18 protein-coding genes and 1 other RNA gene are annotated in these 19,574 nt (G+C 60.8%); 15 read left to right on the forward strand and 4 right to left on the reverse strand.

Features of this window, described 5'->3' with window-relative positions; translation table 11 throughout:
* The first annotated feature begins 45 nt into the window (after nt 1-45).
* Nucleotides 46-819, forward strand: a complete 774-nt coding sequence (locus AB4O35_RS10670) for an OmpA family protein (RefSeq protein ID WP_065875058.1) — start codon at nt 46-48, stop codon at nt 817-819.
* A 59-nt stretch (nt 820-878) separates the two neighbouring features.
* Here the strand turns inward: AB4O35_RS10670 and AB4O35_RS10675 are convergent, their stop codons facing one another.
* The 4 genes from AB4O35_RS10675 to AB4O35_RS10690 all read right to left on the reverse strand — a co-directional run bounded on the left by AB4O35_RS10675 (nt 879) and on the right by AB4O35_RS10690 (nt 4,325).
* Complete coding sequence (locus AB4O35_RS10675) at nt 879-1,460, reverse strand: BON domain-containing protein (protein WP_065875057.1); 582 nt, start codon at nt 1,458-1,460, stop codon at nt 879-881.
* Nucleotides 1,457-2,050, reverse strand: a complete 594-nt coding sequence (locus tag AB4O35_RS10680) for a phosphoheptose isomerase (protein WP_007904374.1) — start codon at nt 2,048-2,050, stop codon at nt 1,457-1,459. The genes AB4O35_RS10675 and AB4O35_RS10680 overlap by 4 nt, the downstream gene beginning before the upstream one ends.
* A gap of 92 nt (nt 2,051-2,142) precedes the next feature.
* On the reverse strand, nt 2,143-2,514 hold the full coding sequence (locus AB4O35_RS10685; protein WP_065945262.1) for a YraN family protein: 372 nt from the start codon (nt 2,512-2,514) through the stop codon (nt 2,143-2,145).
* Complete coding sequence (locus AB4O35_RS10690; protein WP_065875056.1) at nt 2,514-4,325, reverse strand: penicillin-binding protein activator; 1,812 nt, start codon at nt 4,323-4,325, stop codon at nt 2,514-2,516. Before AB4O35_RS10690 ends, AB4O35_RS10685 begins: the two co-directional genes overlap by 1 nt.
* 176 nt (nt 4,326-4,501) lie before the next feature.
* On the opposite strand from AB4O35_RS10690, the gene rsmI reads away from it, so the two are divergent.
* The 14 genes from rsmI to AB4O35_RS10760 all read left to right on the forward strand — a co-directional run bounded on the left by rsmI (nt 4,502) and on the right by AB4O35_RS10760 (nt 19,574).
* Entirely contained in the window at nt 4,502-5,407 is a 906-nt protein-coding gene (rsmI, locus tag AB4O35_RS10695) for a 16S rRNA (cytidine(1402)-2'-O)-methyltransferase (RefSeq protein ID WP_162490583.1), read from the forward strand.
* A 95-nt stretch (nt 5,408-5,502) separates the two neighbouring features.
* Nucleotides 5,503-5,856, forward strand: an RNA gene (gene rnpB, locus AB4O35_RS10700) — RNase P RNA component class A.
* A 354-nt stretch (nt 5,857-6,210) separates the two neighbouring features.
* Nucleotides 6,211-6,666 (forward strand): division/cell wall cluster transcriptional repressor MraZ, encoded by a 456-nt coding sequence (mraZ, locus tag AB4O35_RS10705; RefSeq protein ID WP_003171868.1) that lies wholly within the window; start codon nt 6,211-6,213, stop codon nt 6,664-6,666.
* Nucleotides 6,663-7,610 (forward strand): 16S rRNA (cytosine(1402)-N(4))-methyltransferase RsmH, encoded by a 948-nt coding sequence (rsmH, locus tag AB4O35_RS10710; protein ID WP_065875055.1) that lies wholly within the window; start codon nt 6,663-6,665, stop codon nt 7,608-7,610. Before mraZ ends, rsmH begins: the two co-directional genes overlap by 4 nt.
* On the forward strand, nt 7,607-7,900 hold the full coding sequence (gene ftsL / locus AB4O35_RS10715) for a cell division protein FtsL (RefSeq protein ID WP_010213047.1): 294 nt from the start codon (nt 7,607-7,609) through the stop codon (nt 7,898-7,900). The genes rsmH and ftsL overlap by 4 nt, the downstream gene beginning before the upstream one ends.
* Nucleotides 7,900-9,642: a peptidoglycan D,D-transpeptidase FtsI family protein gene (locus AB4O35_RS10720; RefSeq protein ID WP_167345855.1), complete on the forward strand. Its 1,743-nt coding sequence runs from the start codon at nt 7,900-7,902 to the stop codon at nt 9,640-9,642. Before ftsL ends, AB4O35_RS10720 begins: the two co-directional genes overlap by 1 nt.
* The gene (locus tag AB4O35_RS10725; protein WP_065875054.1) at nt 9,642-11,105 is read left to right on the forward strand and encodes a UDP-N-acetylmuramoyl-L-alanyl-D-glutamate--2,6-diaminopimelate ligase; all 1,464 of its coding nucleotides are present in this window, start codon (nt 9,642-9,644) and stop codon (nt 11,103-11,105) included. Before AB4O35_RS10720 ends, AB4O35_RS10725 begins: the two co-directional genes overlap by 1 nt.
* A complete protein-coding gene (locus tag AB4O35_RS10730; protein WP_065875053.1) occupies nt 11,098-12,468 on the forward strand; it encodes a UDP-N-acetylmuramoyl-tripeptide--D-alanyl-D-alanine ligase in 1,371 nt (456 codons plus the stop codon). The genes AB4O35_RS10725 and AB4O35_RS10730 overlap by 8 nt, the downstream gene beginning before the upstream one ends.
* On the forward strand, nt 12,468-13,550 hold the full coding sequence (mraY, locus tag AB4O35_RS10735) for a phospho-N-acetylmuramoyl-pentapeptide-transferase (protein WP_065875052.1): 1,083 nt from the start codon (nt 12,468-12,470) through the stop codon (nt 13,548-13,550). The genes AB4O35_RS10730 and mraY overlap by 1 nt, the downstream gene beginning before the upstream one ends.
* A 6-nt stretch (nt 13,551-13,556) precedes the next feature.
* Nucleotides 13,557-14,903 carry a UDP-N-acetylmuramoyl-L-alanine--D-glutamate ligase gene (murD, locus tag AB4O35_RS10740; protein WP_065945261.1) on the forward strand — a complete coding sequence of 449 codons (1,347 nt, stop codon included), beginning with the start codon at nt 13,557-13,559 and terminating at the stop codon, nt 14,901-14,903.
* Nucleotides 14,900-16,123 carry a putative lipid II flippase FtsW gene (gene ftsW / locus AB4O35_RS10745; protein WP_065875050.1) on the forward strand — a complete coding sequence of 408 codons (1,224 nt, stop codon included), beginning with the start codon at nt 14,900-14,902 and terminating at the stop codon, nt 16,121-16,123. Before murD ends, ftsW begins: the two co-directional genes overlap by 4 nt.
* A complete protein-coding gene (gene murG, locus AB4O35_RS10750; protein WP_065875049.1) occupies nt 16,113-17,183 on the forward strand; it encodes an undecaprenyldiphospho-muramoylpentapeptide beta-N-acetylglucosaminyltransferase in 1,071 nt (356 codons plus the stop codon). The genes ftsW and murG overlap by 11 nt, the downstream gene beginning before the upstream one ends.
* Nucleotides 17,176-18,621, forward strand: a complete 1,446-nt coding sequence (gene murC / locus AB4O35_RS10755) for a UDP-N-acetylmuramate--L-alanine ligase (RefSeq protein WP_065875048.1) — start codon at nt 17,176-17,178, stop codon at nt 18,619-18,621. The genes murG and murC overlap by 8 nt, the downstream gene beginning before the upstream one ends.
* Nucleotides 18,618-19,574 (forward strand): D-alanine--D-alanine ligase, encoded by a 957-nt coding sequence (locus AB4O35_RS10760; protein WP_065875047.1) that lies wholly within the window; start codon nt 18,618-18,620, stop codon nt 19,572-19,574. Before murC ends, AB4O35_RS10760 begins: the two co-directional genes overlap by 4 nt.

Here is a 19,574-nt window from a genome sequence, read left to right on the forward strand (position 1 = left end):
CCAATGTCCTTTGCACCTCAGAATGCAAAAGTAGGAGCTCCCTTCATGTTCACTTCGCGTCGTCTGCTTGTTGTTGCTACCGCCGTAGCCTTGTTGTCCGGCTGCGCATCCCCTAACCCTTATGACGGCAGCAGCCAGGGACAGGCGAGTAACGAATCCGGCGGTATGAGCAAGACCGCCAAGTACGGTGGCCTGGGTGCCCTGGCGGGCGCATTGGCGGGTGCGGCCATCGACCATAACAACCGTGGCAAGGGCGCACTGATCGGTGCCGTGGTTGCGGGTGCCGGTGCTGCGGGCTACGGCTACTACGCCGACCAACAGGAAAAGAAACTGCGTGAAAGCATGGCCAACACCGGTGTTGAAGTTCAGCGCCAGGGCGACCAGATCAAGCTGATCATGCCGGGCAACATCACCTTCGCGACCAACTCGGATGCGATCTCCAGCAGCTTCTATCAGCCGCTGAACAACCTGGCCAACTCGCTCAAGCAGTTCAACCAGAATACCATTCAGATCGTTGGTTACACCGACAGCACCGGCAGCCGCCAGTTGAACATGGACCTGTCCCAGCGTCGGGCGCAGAGCGTGGCCAACTACCTGACGTCCCAGGGTGTCAATGGTGCCAACCTGACTGCACGCGGTGCCGGCCCGGATAACCCGATTGCCAGCAACGCCGACGTCAACGGCCGCGCCCAGAACCGTCGCGTGGAAGTGAACCTCGGTCCAATCCCAGGCCAGCAGTATGGCCAACCAGGTGCCCAGCAACAGGCGCCACAGCAGAACAACCAGTTCCAGGGCAATCCGTACTCTCAATACCAATAAACAATCGTCAACAAAAAAGGGCGCCATGCGGCGCCCTTTTTTGTGGCTGCGTGATTACATCAATCGATGTACTCGAAGACCTTGACGATTTTCTGCACGCCGGACACACCCTGCACCAGATTGGATGCACGGGTTGCTTCAGCCTGGGTCAGCAGGCCCATCAGGTAAACGATGCCGTTGTCGGTGACGACCTTGATGCGCGAACCAGGGATCGCGTTATCAGTGAGCATCTGCGCCTTGATTTTGGTGGTCAGCAGGGCGTCATTGCTGATGGCGAGCAGAGTGATCGGTTCCATCACCTGCAACTCGTTGTGCACCTTCTTCACGCGCTGCACAGCGGCAGCAGCTTGTTCGGCCTGGGCCTTGAGGTCGGCGCGTGGCGTCTGGCCTGCTAGCAGCACGACGCCGTTGAAGCTGGTCACAACAATGCGCGATGCGCCGTTGCCCAGATCGGTCGCGGCCTTGGCGACGTTGACTTCGACCTTGGTTTCGATCAGCGAGTCATCGATCTTGCTGCCGAAGGTACGGGTGCCCTTGTCGTCCTGAATAGGGGTGTCGCGTGTTGCGGTGATGGCCGTGCTGCAGCCGCTGATAGCGAGGCACAGGGTAATGGCCAAAAGGCTGAGGCGGTTAACGGTCATTCTTCACTCCCAAACAGTTGGCTGTCGATCAGATCGCACAGGCAGTGGATCGCCAGCAGGTGGACTTCCTGGATACGTGCAGTGACATTGGCCGGGACGCGAATCTCCACGTCTTCCGGCAACAGCAGCGAGGCCATGCCGCCACCATCGCGTCCTGTCAATGCTACGACAATCATTTCGCGATCATGTGCGGCCTGGATCGCTTGAATAATATTCGCCGAGTTGCCGCTGGTGGAAATCGCCAGCAGCACGTCACCGGGTTGGCCCAGGGCGCGGATCTGCTTGGAGAAAATTTCGTTGTAGCTGTAATCGTTGGCGATCGAGGTGATCGTCGACGAGTCGGTGGTCAAGGCAATGGCCGGCAGGCTCGGGCGCTCACGTTCGAAACGGTTGAGCAGCTCGGACGAAAAATGCTGGGCATCGCCGGCCGAACCGCCGTTGCCGCACGAAAGCATTTTGCCCTCGTTGAGCAGGGCATTGACCATGACCTGACTGGCTTGCTCGATGTGCGGTGCAAGTACGTCCATCGCCTGTTGCTTGGTGTCGATGCTGGCCTGGAAAAGCTGGCGAATTCGGGATTGCATGTCCATCTGTGTGACCTTAAGTAGCGCGGCTGTTTGGCACAGGAATGTGTAGCCCGCAAAGCAAAGAGCAAAAGTGTGTGGTGAAGATGTCCGGCGAATCAACTGTCGAAGGCATTTTTAAGCCAGTTCAGATCAGCCTGACCAGACGGCGTGCTTTCTATGGCAACCACATCGAAACGGCAGGGGGCGTCGGCCCAGCGATGCTCTTTTTGCAGGAAAAACTGCGCTGCGAGTATCAGTTTCTGACGCTTGCGCCCGTCGATACTGGCGAGTGCGCCACCCCATTGTGCGTGTTTTCTGTAGCGGACTTCGACGAATACTACTGTATCGCCGTCAAGCATGACCAGATCAAGCTCGCCGCGTTTGCACAACCAGTTCTGCGCCAGGAGGCGCAGACCCTGCTGTTGCAAGTGTTTCAGTGCTTGAAGTTCGGCGTCCTTGCCGCTTTGTACGCTGGACCGCTCGGGCATCAGCGCGGGGTGTCCGGCAGGCGCTGGATCTCGCCACCGACGAACTTGGCCCATGGCATCTGACGATCAACGCGCTGGTTGGTGCTGATGCCCAGGTTGCCCGAAAGGCCGTCAATACGGGTATCCGGCAGTGCCTTGAGCTGGCCCAGGCGCGGCGCCAGGCGGTAGGCATCGACGCCCATCGCGTACAGGCGACCCAGGCTGCCATTGGCTTGCGGCCATTGGGCAGCAACCTGGTTGCGCAGCGGATCGGTGGTGTTAAGCAGCCAAGGGGTTTCGCAGAACATCACGTTAGTCATGTCCAGGTACTGGTTCTTGTCGCCGCTGGCACTGAACACATGGGACGTGGCGTACACCGGCACATCACCGGCGTATTGGAAGTTCAGGGTCGGCTTGATCTGCTGGGCCAGCTGCGGGGTCACGGCCAGGAAGATGAACTCGATGTCCTGGCGACGCGAGGGTTGCGCGGCGACGTCGGTGCCGACGGTGCTTTGCAGGCTCTTGGCGCGGCCTTCGCTTTTACGCAGTTGGAACAGGTCGGCAATTTGCTGGGCGAGGGCGACTGGCTGGTCGACATACTCGACACCCATCACCGTGCCGCCATTGGCTTCCCAATCCTGGCGGAAGGCCTTGTAGACACGTTCGCCCCACTCACCACGCGGCACCATCGCCGCAGCGCGATGCAGGCCGTCGGCCCGTGCGCGGCGCGACACTTCGCGGGCTTCGTCTTCAGCAGCCAGGCCAAACTGGAACAGCTGCGGCGGGCCTTGGTCAGTCTCGCTGTAGTTCAGCGCCAGGGTGGTAATCGGCAACTGCGGACGTGCGCTGAGTTGTTTGACCAGTGGTTTTTCCAGCGGACCGACGACCAGTTGCACGCCGGCGGCCTGGGCCTTGGCGTAGAACTCATCAATGGACGTCAGACGCGAGCTGTCATAGAACTCGATGACCGGCGGCTTCTGCCCGGCTTGTTCAGCCTGGTAGTGCGCAGCCATGAAGCCCTCGCGTAGTGCTTTGCCGACGGCGGCCAGCGGGCCGTCTTGTGGCAGCAGCAGGGCAATCTTGGTCAGGGGCTGGCTGGCCAGCTCCTTGAGTTTGGTCAGCGGCGACGGCAGTTGCACGGCGGCTGGGTGGCCCGGGTTCTGTGCACGCCAAGTGTCGATCGCGGCTTGTTGTTGCTCCAGCGTCCCGGCGCCCTTGACCGACTGTGCGAGGGTGATCCAGCCGTCCAGCACTGGGTTGCCGCTGGCTTGCAGCTGTTCGGCCGGCAGGGCGGCAATCAGTGCCCAGATAGCTTCGTGGTTGCTGTTAGCGGCATCGCCAGTGAGCAGCGGGGCCATGGCAACACGCTCACGCGCAGCAGCCAGGGTCTGGCCGTCGGCTTCATAAGCACGGGCGTGCACGCTGCCGGTGCGGATCTGCTGTTCAGGCGGCAGGTCCTTCAGGCTTTGCAGGCTCGGGTGGTTCAGGGCGGTCAGCGCGGCCTTGGGCTGGTTGCGTGCCATGGCCAATTCGGCGGCCAGGGTGCTCGCAAAAACCTGCGGGGCTGGCTTGAGGACATCCAGGGGCACCTGCGCAAGAATCTGCGCTGAGCGGCCTGGGTTGTTCTGTTTGTAGGCCATGTCTGCCGCACTCAGGCGCAGCATGGCGGCCTTTTCTGGCGTGTTGGCGGTCGTGGCCTGTTCGAGCAGTTGCTCGATACTGGCGTCCGGAGTCCGTGGAAGGTCGCCAAGGCTGGACGAGGGCGAGCTGGCGCAAGCGGCCAACAAGGCAGCGAGGCAGAGGGCGGAGAGCAGCCGCAGGCAAGCGATCATGTAAGTGTTCCTGATACCGATCAAATTAGCGTGGAATTGTACCCAAGCACTGGCTCAGGCGCGATGTCAGTGGCGTGAAACTGTCGATTTAGATCGTGCAAATGTTGCTATTAGCTACTAACGGCTGAAACGGCATCTACCGTGATGGCATATTTTCAAGGCGCCTACGCGTTACAATGTCGCTTTTGCCAACCATCGAGGTGTGCGTTTTGACTGCTCCAGGTCCTTTGAATTCCACTGCAGGCTCGCTTTTTGTCGTGGCGACGCCCATTGGCAACCTGGACGACATCAGCGCTCGGGCGCTTAAGGTGTTGCGCGACGTCAAATTGGTTGCGGCTGAAGACACGCGGCACTCCCAGCGATTAATGCAGCATTTTGGTATCAGCACCCCACTGGCGGCCTGCCACGAACATAACGAACGCGAAGAGGGCAGTCGTTTTATCGTGCGTCTGCTGGCCGGCGACGATGTGGCGCTGATCTCCGACGCGGGCACCCCGCTGATTTCCGACCCAGGCTACCATCTGGTGCGCCAGGCACGGGCTGCTGGTATCAATGTAGTGCCTGTTCCGGGGGCGTGCGCACTGATCGCCGCATTGTCGGCGGCAGGCTTGCCCTCCGACCGTTTTATCTTCGAAGGTTTTCTGCCGGCCAAGGCCGTGGGTCGTCGCGCGCGTCTTCAGGCGTTGAAGGAAGAACCGCGCACCCTGATCTTTTACGAGGCCCCGCATCGCATCCTTGAATGCCTGCAAGACATGGAGTTGGTGTTTGGCGGCGAACGCCTGGCACTGCTGGCTCGTGAGCTGACCAAGACCTTTGAAACACTCAAGGGCCTGCCTTTGGAAGAGCTGCGCGGGTTTGTCGAAGGCGACAGCAATCAACAGCGCGGCGAGTGCGTGGTGCTGGTGGCGGGCTGGACGGCGCCGGAGGATGAAGATGCCGTGGGCAGCGAGGCGATGCGCATACTCGACCTGCTGCTCAAGGAAATGCCCCTCAAGCGTGCTGCGGCCCTGGCGGCGGAAATTACCGGCGTTCGCAAGAACCTCTTGTACCAGGCTGCGCTGGATAAACAGAAAGCCGAATAGTTCCGGGCTAAACCTGTATTCCGTCTGAGCGTGATGGTAATTCTGAACTTTTATTACTTGTCCTAAGTCCGCCGTGCCGTTAACCTGCGCGGCGGAGAGTCGATTGGACAGTCGCTGCCTTCTATGAAAATTAGGAGGGGGAGGAAAGTCCGGGCTCCATAGGGCGAAGTGCCAGGTAATGCCTGGGAGGCGTGAGCCTACGGAAAGTGCCACAGAAAATAACCGCCTAAGCGCTTCGGTGCCGGTAAGGGTGAAAAGGTGCGGTAAGAGCGCACCGCACGACTGGCAACAGTTCGTGGCTAGGTAAACCCCACTTGGAGCAAGACCAAATAGGGTCCCAAGGCGTGGCCCGCGCTGGGACCGGGTAGGTTGCTAAAGGTGTCCAGTGATGGCCATCGTAGACGAATGACTGTTCAAGACAGAACCCGGCTTACAGATCGACTCTCCACCTTTTTCCTTCTGTCTGAATCTCGGGCAGAAAACCGGTAGTAACGCAAGAATCCCTCCCTGCCAAATCATTGGCAGATGCATCTTCGTAATACCAAAAAAATCTTACTCTTAATAAATCACTTTAACTTTAAGCCATAGCTCTTTGAGCTATCTGCGCTTGTTGAGCCAAAAATACCGACGAACTCTGGTTTCTCCTCCGTTTACGCTCCTAAATCTCCGTTCTGTAAGGCTTTTCCTTGAATCCGCGCCTTGACGGTGTGGTGGGCGCATTCCTATAGTGTGCGCAAGTGGCGGAAAGTGGCACAAAGTGGGTTTTTTGAACGTAAAACGCTAAAATTTGGAGAAACGCATCTGTGTTTCGCGGAGCTAATGCAATCAGTCTCGATGCAAAAGGCCGTCTCGCTATGCCGAGCCGGTATCGTGACGAGCTGATTTCGCGAAGTTCCGGGCAGTTGATCATCACCATCGATGCCGTTGACCCTTGTTTATGTGTTTACCCGCTCGATGAGTGGGAGTTGATTGAAACCAAATTGCGCGCCCTGCCTTCATTGCGTGAAGAAAACCGCCGCCTGCAGCGTTTGCTGATTGGTAATGCCGTCGACCTCGAGCTCGATGGCAGCGGTCGCTTCCTGGTGCCTCCGCGTTTGCGCGAGTACGCCAAGCTGGATAAGCGCGCAATGCTGGTCGGCCAACTGAACAAGTTCCAATTGTGGGACGAAGATGCCTGGGATGCTGTTTCTGCAGCAGACCTGGCTGCTATTCAACAACCGGGCGCCATGCCTGATGAACTGCGTGATTTGATCCTGTGACTATTGATAGCGGCTTTAACCACATCACCGTACTGCTTGACGAAGCCGTTGAGGCTCTCGCCGTACGCGCGGATGGCTGCTATTTGGATGGCACTTTCGGCAGGGGCGGGCACAGCCGGTTGATCCTCAGCCAGCTTGGGTCGGACGGTAAACTCCTCGGGTTTGACAAAGACCCCCAAGCGATTGCCACCGGGCAAGCGCTAGCGGCCGAAGACGGCCGCTTTGTCGTTGTGCAGCGTAGCTTTGCCGAGCTGGGCGCTGAAGTCGCCGAGCGCGGCATGGCGGGCAAGGTGGCCGGGGTTTTGCTCGACCTGGGCGTGTCTTCGCCACAGCTCGACGACCCGGAGCGCGGCTTCAGTTTCATGAATGACGGCCCGCTCGACATGCGCATGGACCCGACGCGTGGCGTCAGTGCTGCACAGTTCATCGCCACCGCACCCGTGGAGGAAATCGCCCGTGTGTTCAAGGAATACGGTGAAGAACGCTTCGCCGGTCGCATGGCGCGTGCCGTGGTCGAGCGCCGCGAAATCCAGCCATTCGAGCGCACTGCTGATCTCGCCGAAGTGCTGAAAGTCGCCAACCCCGCGTGGGAAAAAGGCAAGAACCCGGCGACCCGTGCGTTCCAGGGCCTGCGTATTCACGTCAATAACGAATTGGGCGACCTGGAGGCCGGCCTCGAAGCTGCCCTCGAGGCGCTGGAAGTGGGCGGTCGGCTTGTTGTGATCAGCTTCCACTCCCTGGAAGACCGTATCGTCAAACTGTTCATGCGTCGCCTGGTCAAGGGTGAGTCCGACAACCTGCCGCGCAACCTGCCGGTACGTTTCGAAGCCTTTGTGCCGAAAATCAAAGTCCATGGCAAAGCGCAGTTCGCTTCCGAAGCTGAACTCAAGGCCAACCCACGTTCCCGTAGCGCCGTCATGCGCGTTGCGGAGAAGTTGCGGTGAGCAAGCTTTTCGCCAAGCCCCTCCCGGGCGGCAGCTTCTTTATGTTGCTGCTGTTTGTCGGCGTGCTGATTTCCGCGATTGCGGTGTCCTACAGCGCCCACTACAACCGTCAACTGCTCAACACCCTGTACGGGGAGTTGAGTGTGCGCGACAAGGCGCAAGCGGAGTGGGGGCGGCTGATCCTGGAGCAAAGCACCTGGACCGCCCATAGCCGTATCGAAGTGCTGGCCACCGAACAGCTGAAAATGCACATCCCCGGCGCGGCCGAAGTCCGCATGGTGGCGCCATGATGAAGCTCGAAGGCGCACTCTACCCATGGCGCTTCCGCCTGATGGTGGGGCTGCTGGCGTTGATGGTGGGTGCGATCGCCTGGCGGATCATTGATCTGCAAGTGGTCGACCGTGAGTTCCTGATCGGCCAGGGCGATGCACGTAGCCTGCGGCATATTCCGATTCCTGCGCACCGCGGCCTGATCACAGATCGTAACGGCGAGCCTTTGGCCGTCAGTACTCCGGTGACGACCCTGTGGGCCAACGCCAAGGAACTGCAGGTGGCCAAGGACCGTTGGCCAGCGCTTGCCGCTGCCCTCGGCCAAGACCCGAAAGCCTTGGCCGAGCGTCTGGAAGCGCAAGCCAACAAAGAATTCATCTACCTGGTTCGCGGCCTCACCCCCGAACAGGGCCAGCAAGTGCTCGATCTTAAAGTCCCCGGTGTCTACGGCATCGAGGAATTCCGTCGTTTCTACCCGGCGGGTGAAACCACCGCGCACATGGTGGGTTTTACCGACATCGATGACCACGGCCGCGAAGGTGTGGAGCTCGCCTACGATGAATGGCTCGCCGGAGTTCCCGGCAAACGACAAGTCATCAAGGATCGGCGCGGCAGGTTGATCAAGGATGTTCAAGTCACTAAAAACGCCAAGGCCGGTAAGCCCTTGGCGTTGTCGATTGACTTGCGCCTGCAATACCTGGCCAACCGTGAGCTGCGTAACGCGATCATCGAGAACGGCGCCAAGGCCGGCAGCCTGGTGATCATGGACGTGAAGACCGGCGAGATCCTCGCCATGGTCAACCAGCCGACCTACAACCCCAACAACCGTCGCAACCTGCAGCCGGCGATGATGCGCAACCGCGCGATGATCGACGTGTTCGAACCGGGTTCGACCATGAAAGCCATCTCGATGAGTGCCGCCCTGGAAACCGGACGCTGGAAACCCAGCGACAAGGTCGAGGTGTACCCAGGCACCTTGCAGCTGGGCAAATACACCATTCGTGACGTGTCTCGCACCGAAGGTCCGGTGCTGGATTTGACAGGTATCCTGATCAACTCCAGTAACGTGGGCATGAGTAAGGTCGCCTTCGATATCGGCGGCGAAACCATTTACCACCTGGCGCAGAAGATCGGTTTGGGCCAACCCACCGGCCTGGATTTCCCTGGCGAGCGTGTGGGCAACCTGCCGAACTACCGCGACTGGAAAAAGGCCGAGACCGCCACACTTTCCTACGGGTATGGCCTGTCGGTGACGGCGATCCAACTGGCCCATGCTTTCTCTGTATTGGCAAATAATGGCCGGATGGTTCCACTGAGCCTGATCCACATCGACGAAGCGCCGAAAGCCACCCAGGTCATCCCGGAAAACGTCGCCAAGACCATGCAGGGCATGCTGCAACAAGTGATCGAAGCACCGCGCGGCGTATTCCGTGCCCAAGTGCCGGCGTATCACGTGGCTGGCAAGTCGGGTACCGCGCGTAAGACATCGGTTGGCACGAAGGGCTACGCCGAAAACTCCTACCGTTCGTTGTTCGCCGGCTTCGGTCCGATGAGCGACCCACGCTACGCCATCGTCGTCGTGATCGATGAACCGAGTAAAGCGGGCTACTTCGGTGGCCTGGTATCGGCGCCGGTGTTCAGCAAAGTGATGTCCGGCACCCTGCGCCTGATGAACATCACACCGGACAACCTGCCGCCGACTCAACAAGCGAACGCCGGACCACCGGCCGCTGCTGTAAAAGCCAATGGAGGGCGCGGCTGATGTCTCTTAGCCTGAACAAGATTTTTGCCCACGCTGGTCGCGACCTGTTGATTCGCGAGTTGAGCCTGGACAGCCGTAATGTGCGTGCCGGTGACCTGTTCCTGGCCGTGCCTGGCGGTAAATTCGATGGCCGCGCGCATATCGCAGACGCGTTGCAGCGTGGTGCTGCCGCCGTGGCTTACGAAGTGGAAGGCGCTACCGTGCTGCCGATCACCGACGTGCCATTGATTCCGGTCAAGGGCCTGGCCGCACAACTGTCTGACATTGCCGGGCGCTTCTATGGCGACCCGAGCCGCCAGCTCAATCTGGTCGGCGTCACCGGTACCAACGGCAAGACCAGCGTGACCCAATTGGTCGCCCAGGCCCTTGACCTGCTTGGCCAGCACTGCGGCATTGTTGGCACCTTGGGCACCGGCTTCTACGGCGCGCTGCACAGCGGCCTGCACACCACGCCAAACCCGATCGCCGTGCAAGCGACCCTGGCCGACCTGAAAAAGGCCGGTGCCAAAGCGGTTGCCATGGAAGTGTCGTCCCATGGCCTGGACCAGGGACGCGTCACCGCGCTGGCGTTCGACGTGGCGGTGATGACCAACCTGTCCCGTGATCACCTGGACTACCACGGCACCATGGAAGCCTACGCGGCGGCCAAGGCCAAGCTGTTTGCCTGGAATGACCTCAAGTGCCGGGTTGTGAACCTGGACGACGCGTTCGGTCGCCAACTGGCAGCCGAAGACCGTGAATCGCGCCTGATCAGCTACAGCCTGGAAGACTCCAGCGCTTACCTGTATTGCCGCGAAGCCCAATTCAATGACGAAGGCGTGCGCGCCACCTTGGTTACGCCGCAAGGCGAACACCATTTGCGAAGCACCTTGCTCGGTCGTTTCAACCTGAGCAACGTACTCGCCGCTATCGGCGCATTGCTCGGCCTGGATTACGCCCTGGACGAAATCCTGCGCGTACTGCCCAAGCTGGAAGGCCCAGCCGGTCGCATGCAGCGCCTGGGTGGCGGCACACAGCCGTTGGTGGTGGTCGATTACGCCCACACGCCAGACGCTTTGGAAAAAGTACTGATGGCCCTGCGTCCACACGCCAAGGGCAAATTGCTGTGCCTGTTTGGTTGCGGCGGCGATCGCGATCGCGGCAAACGCCCGCTGATGGCCGACATTGTCGAACGCCTGGCTGATGGCGTGCTCGTCACCGACGACAACCCACGCAGCGAAGACCCGAGCCAGATTTTTGACGACATCCGTGTTGGCTTCAAAGAGGCGTCCAAGGTCACTTTCGTCGCCGGTCGCGGCGCGGCTATCGCCCAACTGATCGCCAGCGCCAGTGCTGACGACGTGGTCGTGCTGGCCGGTAAAGGTCACGAGGACTATCAGGAAATCAACGGCGAGCGGCATGCCTTCTCCGATCTGGTCGAGGCTGACCATGCCTTGACGGCCTGGGAGGTTGCTCATGCTTAAAGCGATGAAGTTCAGCGAACTCGCCCAGGCGCTGTCGGCCCGCGTGTTGTCGAGCGATTGCAGTTTCGACGGCGTCAGTATCGACAGTCGCGCCATCAAGCCGGGGCAACTGTTTGTTGCGCTGACGGGTCCGCGTTTCGACGGTCATGACTACCTGAATGACGTCGCCGCCAAAGGCGCAGTCGGCGCGTTGGTTCAGCACGAAGTCGCGGATTCCACTTTGCCGCAATTGCTGGTCGCTGATACCCGTCTGGCCCTGGGCCAGTTGGGCGCGTTGAACCGCGCCGCCTTTGATAAGCCGGTTGCCGCCATCACCGGCTCCAGCGGTAAGACCACGGTCAAGGAACTGCTTGCCGGTGTGCTGCGCACGCGCGGGCCGGTCCTTGCCACACGTGGCAACCTGAACAATGATTTCGGCGCTCCGCTGACCCTGCTCGAACTGGCCCCGGAACACACCGCGGCCGTGATCGAACTGGGCGCTTCGCGCGTCGGTGAAATTGCCTACACCGTGGCCTTGACCAAGCCCCACGTGGCCATCATCAACAATGCCGGTACCGCCCACGTCGGCGAGTTCGGTGGCCCGGAAAAAATCGTCCAAGCCAAAGGTGAAATCCTTGAAGGCCTGGATGCGTCGGGCACTGCTGTTCTGAATCTTGACGACAAGGCTTTCGAAACCTGGCGTGTACGCGCTGCCGGACGCAAGGTCCTGACGTTTGCCGTGCTGAATGCAGCGGCCGATTTCCATGCCTCCAACATCACGGTCGATGCGCGTGGATGTCCGTCCTTTACCTTGCACACTCCGCAAGGCAGTGAGCACGTGCAGTTGAACCTGCTGGGCAACCACAACGTCGCCAACGCCTTGGCCGCCGCCGCTGCTGCTTACGCCCTGGGCGTGTCGTTGTTCGGTATCGCCACCGGTTTGGGCGCGGTGCAGCCGGTCAAGGGCCGCACTGTGGCGCAGTTGGCCACCAACGGCATGCGCGTGATTGATGACACGTACAACGCCAATCAGTCCTCGGTCTGCGCCGCCATTGACCTGCTCAAAGGCTTTGATGGCCGCAAGGTACTGGTGCTGGGTGATATCGCCGAACTGGGCGAGTGGGCCGAACAGTCGCACCGTGAAGTCGGTGCGTATGCCGCAGGCAAGGTTGACGCGCTCTACGCCGTCGGCCCGAACATGGCTCACGCGGTAAACAGCTTTGGTTCCGGCGCGCGGCATTTCGCGACCCAGGCCGAGCTGATCCAGGCGCTGACGGCGGCTGAACAAGACAAACACACAACCATTTTGATCAAGGGATCGCGCAGCGCGGTGATGGAAAACGTCGTCGCGGCCTTGTGTGGCTCAAGTACGGAGAAACATTAATGCTGCTGCTGCTGGCTGAGTATCTGCAACAGTTCCACAAAGGCTTCGCGGTCTTTCAGTACCTGACCCTGCGCGGGATCCTGGGTGTGCTGACCGCGCTGTCTCTGTCGCTGTTTTTGGGGCCGTGGATGATCCGCACCCTGCAGAACCTGCAAATTGGTCAATCGGTTCGCAATGACGGCCCGCAGTCGCACCTGTCCAAATCCGGCACTCCGACCATGGGCGGCGCGCTGATCCTGTCGTCTATCGGTATCAGCACCTTGCTGTGGGCTGACCTGCACAACCGTTATGTCTGGACGGTGCTGTTGGTGACCCTGTTGTTCGGCGCCATCGGCTGGGTGGATGACTATCGCAAAGTGATCGAGAAGAACTCCAAGGGGCTGCCAAGCCGCTGGAAGTATTTCTGGCAATCGGTGTTCGGCCTGGGCGCAGCGATTTTCCTGTTCATGACGGCGCCGAGCGCCGTCGAGACCACCTTGATCATCCCAATGCTCAAGGACGCCAGCATTCCACTGGGCATCGGCTTTGTGGTGCTGACCTATTTCGTGATCGTTGGCTCGAGCAACGCGGTGAACCTGACTGACGGCCTCGATGGCCTGGCGATCATGCCGACGGTGATGGTCGGCGGTGCGCTCGGCATCTTCTGCTACCTGTCGGGTAACGTGAAATTCGCTGAATACCTGCTGATTCCTTACGTACCGGGCGCGGGTGAGTTGATCGTGTTCTGCGGCGCGCTGATCGGCGCCGGCCTGGGGTTCCTGTGGTTCAACACCTACCCGGCGCAAGTCTTCATGGGCGACGTCGGCGCACTGGCGCTGGGCGCGGCCCTGGGCACCATCGCGGTGATCGTTCGCCAGGAAATCGTGCTGTTCATCATGGGCGGTGTGTTCGTGATGGAAACCCTGTCGGTGGTCATCCAGGTGGCCTCCTTCAAATTGACCGGGCGTCGTGTGTTCCGCATGGCGCCGATTCATCACCACTTTGAACTCAAGGGCTGGCCCGAGCCGCGTGTGATTGTCCGTTTCTGGATCATCACCGTGATTCTGGTCCTGGTCGGCCTTGCCACCCTGAAACTGAGGTAGAAACGAGTGTCCCTGATCGCTTCAGACCACTTCCGCATCGTTGTCGGCCTCGGCAAGAGCGGCATGTCCCTGGTTCGCTTCCTGGCGAACCGGGGCACGTCGTTTGCCGTGGCCGACACGCGGGAAAATCCACCGGAGCTGGTCACGCTGCGCCGTGACTACCCGCACGTGGAAGTGCGTTGTGGCGAGCTGGATGTCGAGTTTCTGTGCCGCGCCGATGAGCTCTACGTGAGCCCCGGCCTGGCGTTGGCGACACCGGCCCTGCAAGCCGCAGCGGCGCGTGGCGTGAAGCTGTCCGGCGACATTGACCTGTTTGCACGCAACGCGAAGGCACCGATCATCGCCATCAGCGGCTCGAACGCGAAAAGCACCGTGACCACTCTGGTTGGCGAGATGGCGGCTGCGGCCGGCAAGCGCGTGGCCGTGGGCGGCAACCTCGGTACGCCGGCGCTGGACCTGCTCAGCGACGACATCGAGTTGTACGTGATGGAGCTGTCGAGCTTCCAGCTGGAAACGACTCACGACCTTGGCGCCGAAGTCGCCACCGTCTTGAACGTCAGCGAAGATCACATGGACCGCTACAGCGGCCTGCCGGCCTATCACCTGGCCAAGCACCGAATCTTCCGCGGCGCCAAGCAAGTGGTGGTCAACCGCCAGGATGCGCTGAGCCGTCCGCTGATGGGCGAGGGCCTGCCGTGCTGGACCTTCGGCCTGAGCAAACCCGATTTCAAAGCCTTCGGCATCCGCGAAGAGCACGGCGAGAAGTACCTGGCCTTCGAATTCCAGAACCTGATGCCGGTGCGTGAGCTGAAAATCCGTGGCGCACATAACCAGTCCAACGCCCTGGCGGCCTTGGCGCTCGGCCATGCCGTGGGCCTGCCGTTCGACGCTATGTTGTCGGCCCTGCGCACCTTCGGCGGTCTTGAGCATCGCTGCCAGTGGGTCCGCGACCTGGATGGCGTCAGCTATTACAACGATTCCAAGGCCACCAACGTCGGTGCGGCGCTGGCTGCCATCGAGGGCCTTGGCGCCGATATCGAAGGCAAGCTGGTGCTGATCGCCGGTGGCGACGGCAAGGGCGCCGACTTCAAGGACCTTAAAGGCCCAGTGGCCGCGCATTGCCGTGCCGTGGTGCTGATCGGGCGCGATTCTGACTTGATCGCCGCCGCCCTGAGCGATGCCGTGCCGCAAGTACGCGCCACGTCGCTGGACGACGCCATCGCCCACTGCAAAGCCCTGGCCCAACCGGGCGATGCGGTGCTGCTGTCGCCGGCATGCGCCAGTTTCGACATGTTCAAGAACTACGAAGAGCGCGGCCAGCTGTTCGCCCGCGCCGTGGAGGCCTTGGCATGAGTATCGACTTCAGAAACATCATCAAGCCGTACCCGTCGCCGATTATTACCGGGCGCGGTATCGACCTGGATTTCCCAATGCTCGCCGGTTGCCTGGCGCTGCTGGGCCTGGGCCTGGTGATGATCACGTCGGCGTCCTCCGAAGTGGCCGCCGTGCAGTCTGGCAACACCCTGTACATGATGATCCGTCACTTGGTGTACCTGGTGATCGGCCTCGGTGCCTGCGTTGTGACCATGATGATCCCGATCGCAACCTGGCAACGCCTGGGTTGGCTGATGCTGATCGGTGCGTTTGGCTTGCTGATCATGGTGATCCTGCCCGGCATCGGCCGCGAGGTGAACGGTTCGATGCGCTGGATCGGCTTCGGTGCGTTCAACGTGCAGCCGTCGGAAATCGCTAAGGTATTCGTGGTGATCTACCTCGCCGGCTACCTGGTACGTCGCCAGAAAGAAGTGCGCGAAAGCTGGATGGGCTTCTTCAAGCCATTTATCGTGCTGCTGCCCATGGCCGGCCTGTTGCTGATGGAGCCCGACTTCGGTGCCACCGTCGTCATGATGGGCGCGGCGGCGGCGATGCTATTCCTCGGTGGCGTTGGGCTCGTACGTTTCGCCTTGATGGTCGTGCTGGCGGTGGTTGCGGTCTACCTTCTGGTCCTGGCGCAACCCTATCGGATGGCCCGCCTGATTACCTTTACCGACCCATGGTCCGATCAGTTTGGCGCGGGTTACCAGTTGACCCAGGCGCTGATCGCCTTTGGTCGCGGCGGTTGGTTTGGCGTGGGGTTGGGGAACAGCGTGCAGAAACAGTTTTACCTGCCGGAAGCCCACACCGACTTCGTGTTCTCGGTACTGGCGGAAGAGCTTGGTGTCGTGGGTTCGCTGTGCACTGTTGCGCTGTTTGTATTTGTCTGTGTGCGCGCCATGTACATAGGCCTGTGGGCCGAGAAAGCCAAGCAGTACTTTGCCGCCTACGTTGCCTATGGGTTGGCATTCCTATGGATCGGCCAATTCCTGATTAACGTCGGGGTGAATATCGGACGGCTGCCGACCAAGGGCCTGACCCTGCCGTTCCTCAGCTACGGCGGCAGCTCATTGGTGATTTGCTGCATCTGCCTGGGCTTGTTGTTGCGTATCGAGTGGGAGAGTCGAACCCACTTGGGCAGCGAAGAGATGGAGTTCAGCGAAAGCGACTTCGCCGAGGAGCCGACCCATGGGCGCTAACGTGCTGATCATGGCGGGCGGCACCGGGGGCCATGTGTTCCCGGCCCTGGCCTGCGCGCGGGAATTCCAGAACCGTGGCTATACCGTGCACTGGTTGGGAACGCCGCGTGGCATCGAAAACGAATTGGTGCCGAATGCCGGCTTGCCGCTGCACCTGATCAACGTCACCGGCCTGCGTGGCAAGGGCAAATTGTCCTTGCTCAAGGCGCCGTTCGTGTTGCTCAAGGCGGTATGGCAAGCGCGCAAGGTCATTCGCGAATTGAAACCGGTGTGCGTGCTCGGCTTTGGCGGTTACGTGACCGGCCCAGGTGGCGTCGCGGCCAAGCTTGCCGGCGTGCCGGTGATAGTGCACGAACAGAACGCCGTCGCCGGTACTGCCAACCGGCTGCTGGTGCCCTTGGCTGCACGGGTGTGTGAAGCGTTCCCGAATACGTTTGCAGCCTCGGACAAGCGCCGCACTACCGGTAACCCGGTGCGCACCGAACTGTTTATGGACATCGCCCGCGAAGCATTGGCCGGGCGCAAGGCGCATCTACTGATCCTGGGCGGAAGCCTGGGCGCCGAGCCGCTGAACAAATTGCTGCCGGAAGCCGTGGCGCAACTCCCTGTGGACGTGCGCCCGGAGATCTTCCATCAGGCCGGCAAGCATCACGATGAAGTCACCGCGACGCGCTACCGCGAAGCCGGTGTAGAGGCGAACGTACAGCCCTTCATCAAAGACATGGCCCAAGCCTATGGCTGGGCCGACCTGGTGGTTTGTCGCGCTGGTGCGCTGACCGTCAGTGAACTGGCCGCCGCCGGTCTGCCGTCCTTGCTGGTGCCTCTGCCCCACGCGATTGACGATCACCAGACTCGCAACGCCGAATATTTGGCCGGGGAGGGCGCTGCCTTCCTGCTGCCGCAAAGAACGACTGGCGCCGCCGATTTGGCCGCACGCCTGACCGAGGTTTTGATGCAACCGGAACGACTCAATAGCATGGCGAGCACCGCAAGCCGCCTGGCCAAACCTGACGCAACCCGCACCGTGGTCGATATCTGCCTGGAGGTGGCCCATGGTTGAGAATCAGAAAGCCATGCCCCAGCCGGAAATGCGCCGCATCCGTCGCATCCACTTCGTCGGTATCGGCGGTGTGGGCATGTGCGGCATTGCCGAAGTATTGCTGAACCTGGGCTACCAGGTGTCCGGCTCTGACTTGAAAGAGTCGCCGGTCACCGATCGCCTTAAGACGTTTGGCGCGCAGATCTTCATCGGCCACCGTTCCGAGAACGCCGCCGAAGCTGACGTATTGGTAGTGTCCAGCGCCGTGAACACCTCCAACCCGGAAGTGGCCACGGCCCTTGAGCGCCGTATTCCGGTGGTGCCACGCGCCGAGATGCTCGCCGAGCTGATGCGCTATCGCCACGGCATCGCCGTTGCCGGTACCCATGGCAAAACCACCACCACCAGCCTGATCGCCTCGGTGTTCGCTGCCGGTGGCCTGGACCCGACCTTCGTGATCGGCGGCCGGCTGAATGCAGCTGGCACCAATGCCCAGCTCGGCACCAGCCGTTACCTGATCGCCGAAGCCGATGAAAGTGATGCGAGCTTCCTGCACCTGCAGCCGCTGGTCGCCGTCGTCACCAACATTGACGAAGACCACATGGCGACGTACGACGGTGACTTCAACAAGTTGAAGAAAACCTTCGTCGAGTTCCTGCACAACCTGCCGTTCTACGGTCTCGCCGTGGTGTGCCTGGACGACCCGGTAGTGCGTGAAATCCTCCCATCGGTCAAACGCCCGACGGTGACCTACGGTTTCAGCGAAGACGCCGACGTGCGCGCGATCAATGTGCGCCAGGAAGGCATGCAAACCTACTTCACCGTGCTGCGCCCGGATCGTGAGCCGCTGGATGTCTCGGTGAACATGCCGGGCAACCACAACGTCTTGAACTCCCTGGCGACTATCTGCATTGCAAGCGACGAGGGCGTCAGCGATGAAGCCATCGTCGAAGGTCTGTCGCGCTTTGCCGGCGTGGGCCGTCGCTTCCAAGTCTACGGCCAACTGCCGGTAGAAGGCGGCGACGTGATGCTGGTGGACGACTATGGTCACCACCCGACCGAAGTGGCCGCCGTGATCAAGGCCGTGCGTGGTGGCTGGCCGGAGCGCCGCCTGGTGATGGTTTACCAGCCGCACCGCTACAGCCGTACCCGGGATTTGTACGACGATTTCGTCAATGTACTGGCCGACGCCAACGTGCTGTTGTTGATGGAAGTCTACCCGGCCGGTGAAGAACCGATCCCGGGCGCCGACAGCCGCAAGCTGTGTAACAGCATCCGTCAGCGTGGCCAGTTGGACCCGATCTACATTGAGCGCGGTGTGGACCTGGCGCCAATCGTCAAGCCGCTGCTGCGTGCTGGCGACATTCTGCTGTGCCAGGGTGCCGGTGACATTGGCGGGCTCGCCCCTAAATTGCTCGCGAGCCCGCTGTTTGCGGCCGCTAAGGGGAAGTCGAAATGACCACTGGCTACGGCTCCCTGTTCTCCACTATCACGCCTGCCGACTTCGGTCGCGTAGCGGTGTTGTTCGGCGGCAAAAGCGCTGAACGCGAAGTGTCGCTCAAGTCCGGCAACGCCGTGCTTGAAGCCTTGCAAGGCGCTGGTGTGAACGCGTTTGGTATCGACGTAGGCGACGACTTCCTCGCCCGCCTGCAGGCCGAGAAAATCGACCGCGCCTTCATCATCCTGCACGGCCGTGGCGGTGAAGACGGCAGTATGCAAGGCCTGCTGGAGTGCGCTGGCATTCCTTATACCGGCAGCGGCATCCTCGCGTCGGCATTGGCCATGGACAAGCTGCGCACCAAGCAGGTGTGGCACAGCCTGGGCATTCCGACCCCGCGTCACAGCGTGCTGTGCAGCGAAGACGATTGTATTTCTGCAGCCAAGGAACTGGGCCTGCCTTTGATCGTCAAACCAGCCCATGAAGGCTCCAGTATCGGCATGGCCAAAGTGAACTCGGCCGCCGAATTGATCGACGCATGGAAAGCGGCAAGCACCTACGATTCGCAAGTATTGGTTGAACAGTGGATCCAGGGTCCCGAGTACACCATCGCCACCCTGCGTGGCCAGGTATTGCCGCCCATCGCATTGGGCACGCCCCACACCTTTTACGACTACGACGCCAAGTACGTGGCTTCCGATACCCAGTACCGGATCCCGTGCGGCCTTGATGCAACCAAAGAACAGGAATTGATGGACCTCACGGCGAAAGCCTGTGAGGCGCTGGGTATCGCCGGTTGGGCGCGGGCAGACGTGATGCAGGATGACCAAGGGAATTTCTGGTTCCTTGAAGTCAATACCGCTCCGGGCATGACCGATCACAGCCTGGTACCCATGGCCGCTCGCGCAGCCGGTCTGGATTTTCAGCAGTTGGTGCTGGCGATCCTCGCGGCAAGCATTGAGCCCAGAGGCTAA

This window comes from Pseudomonas sp. H1_A03 (assembly GCF_054685145.1).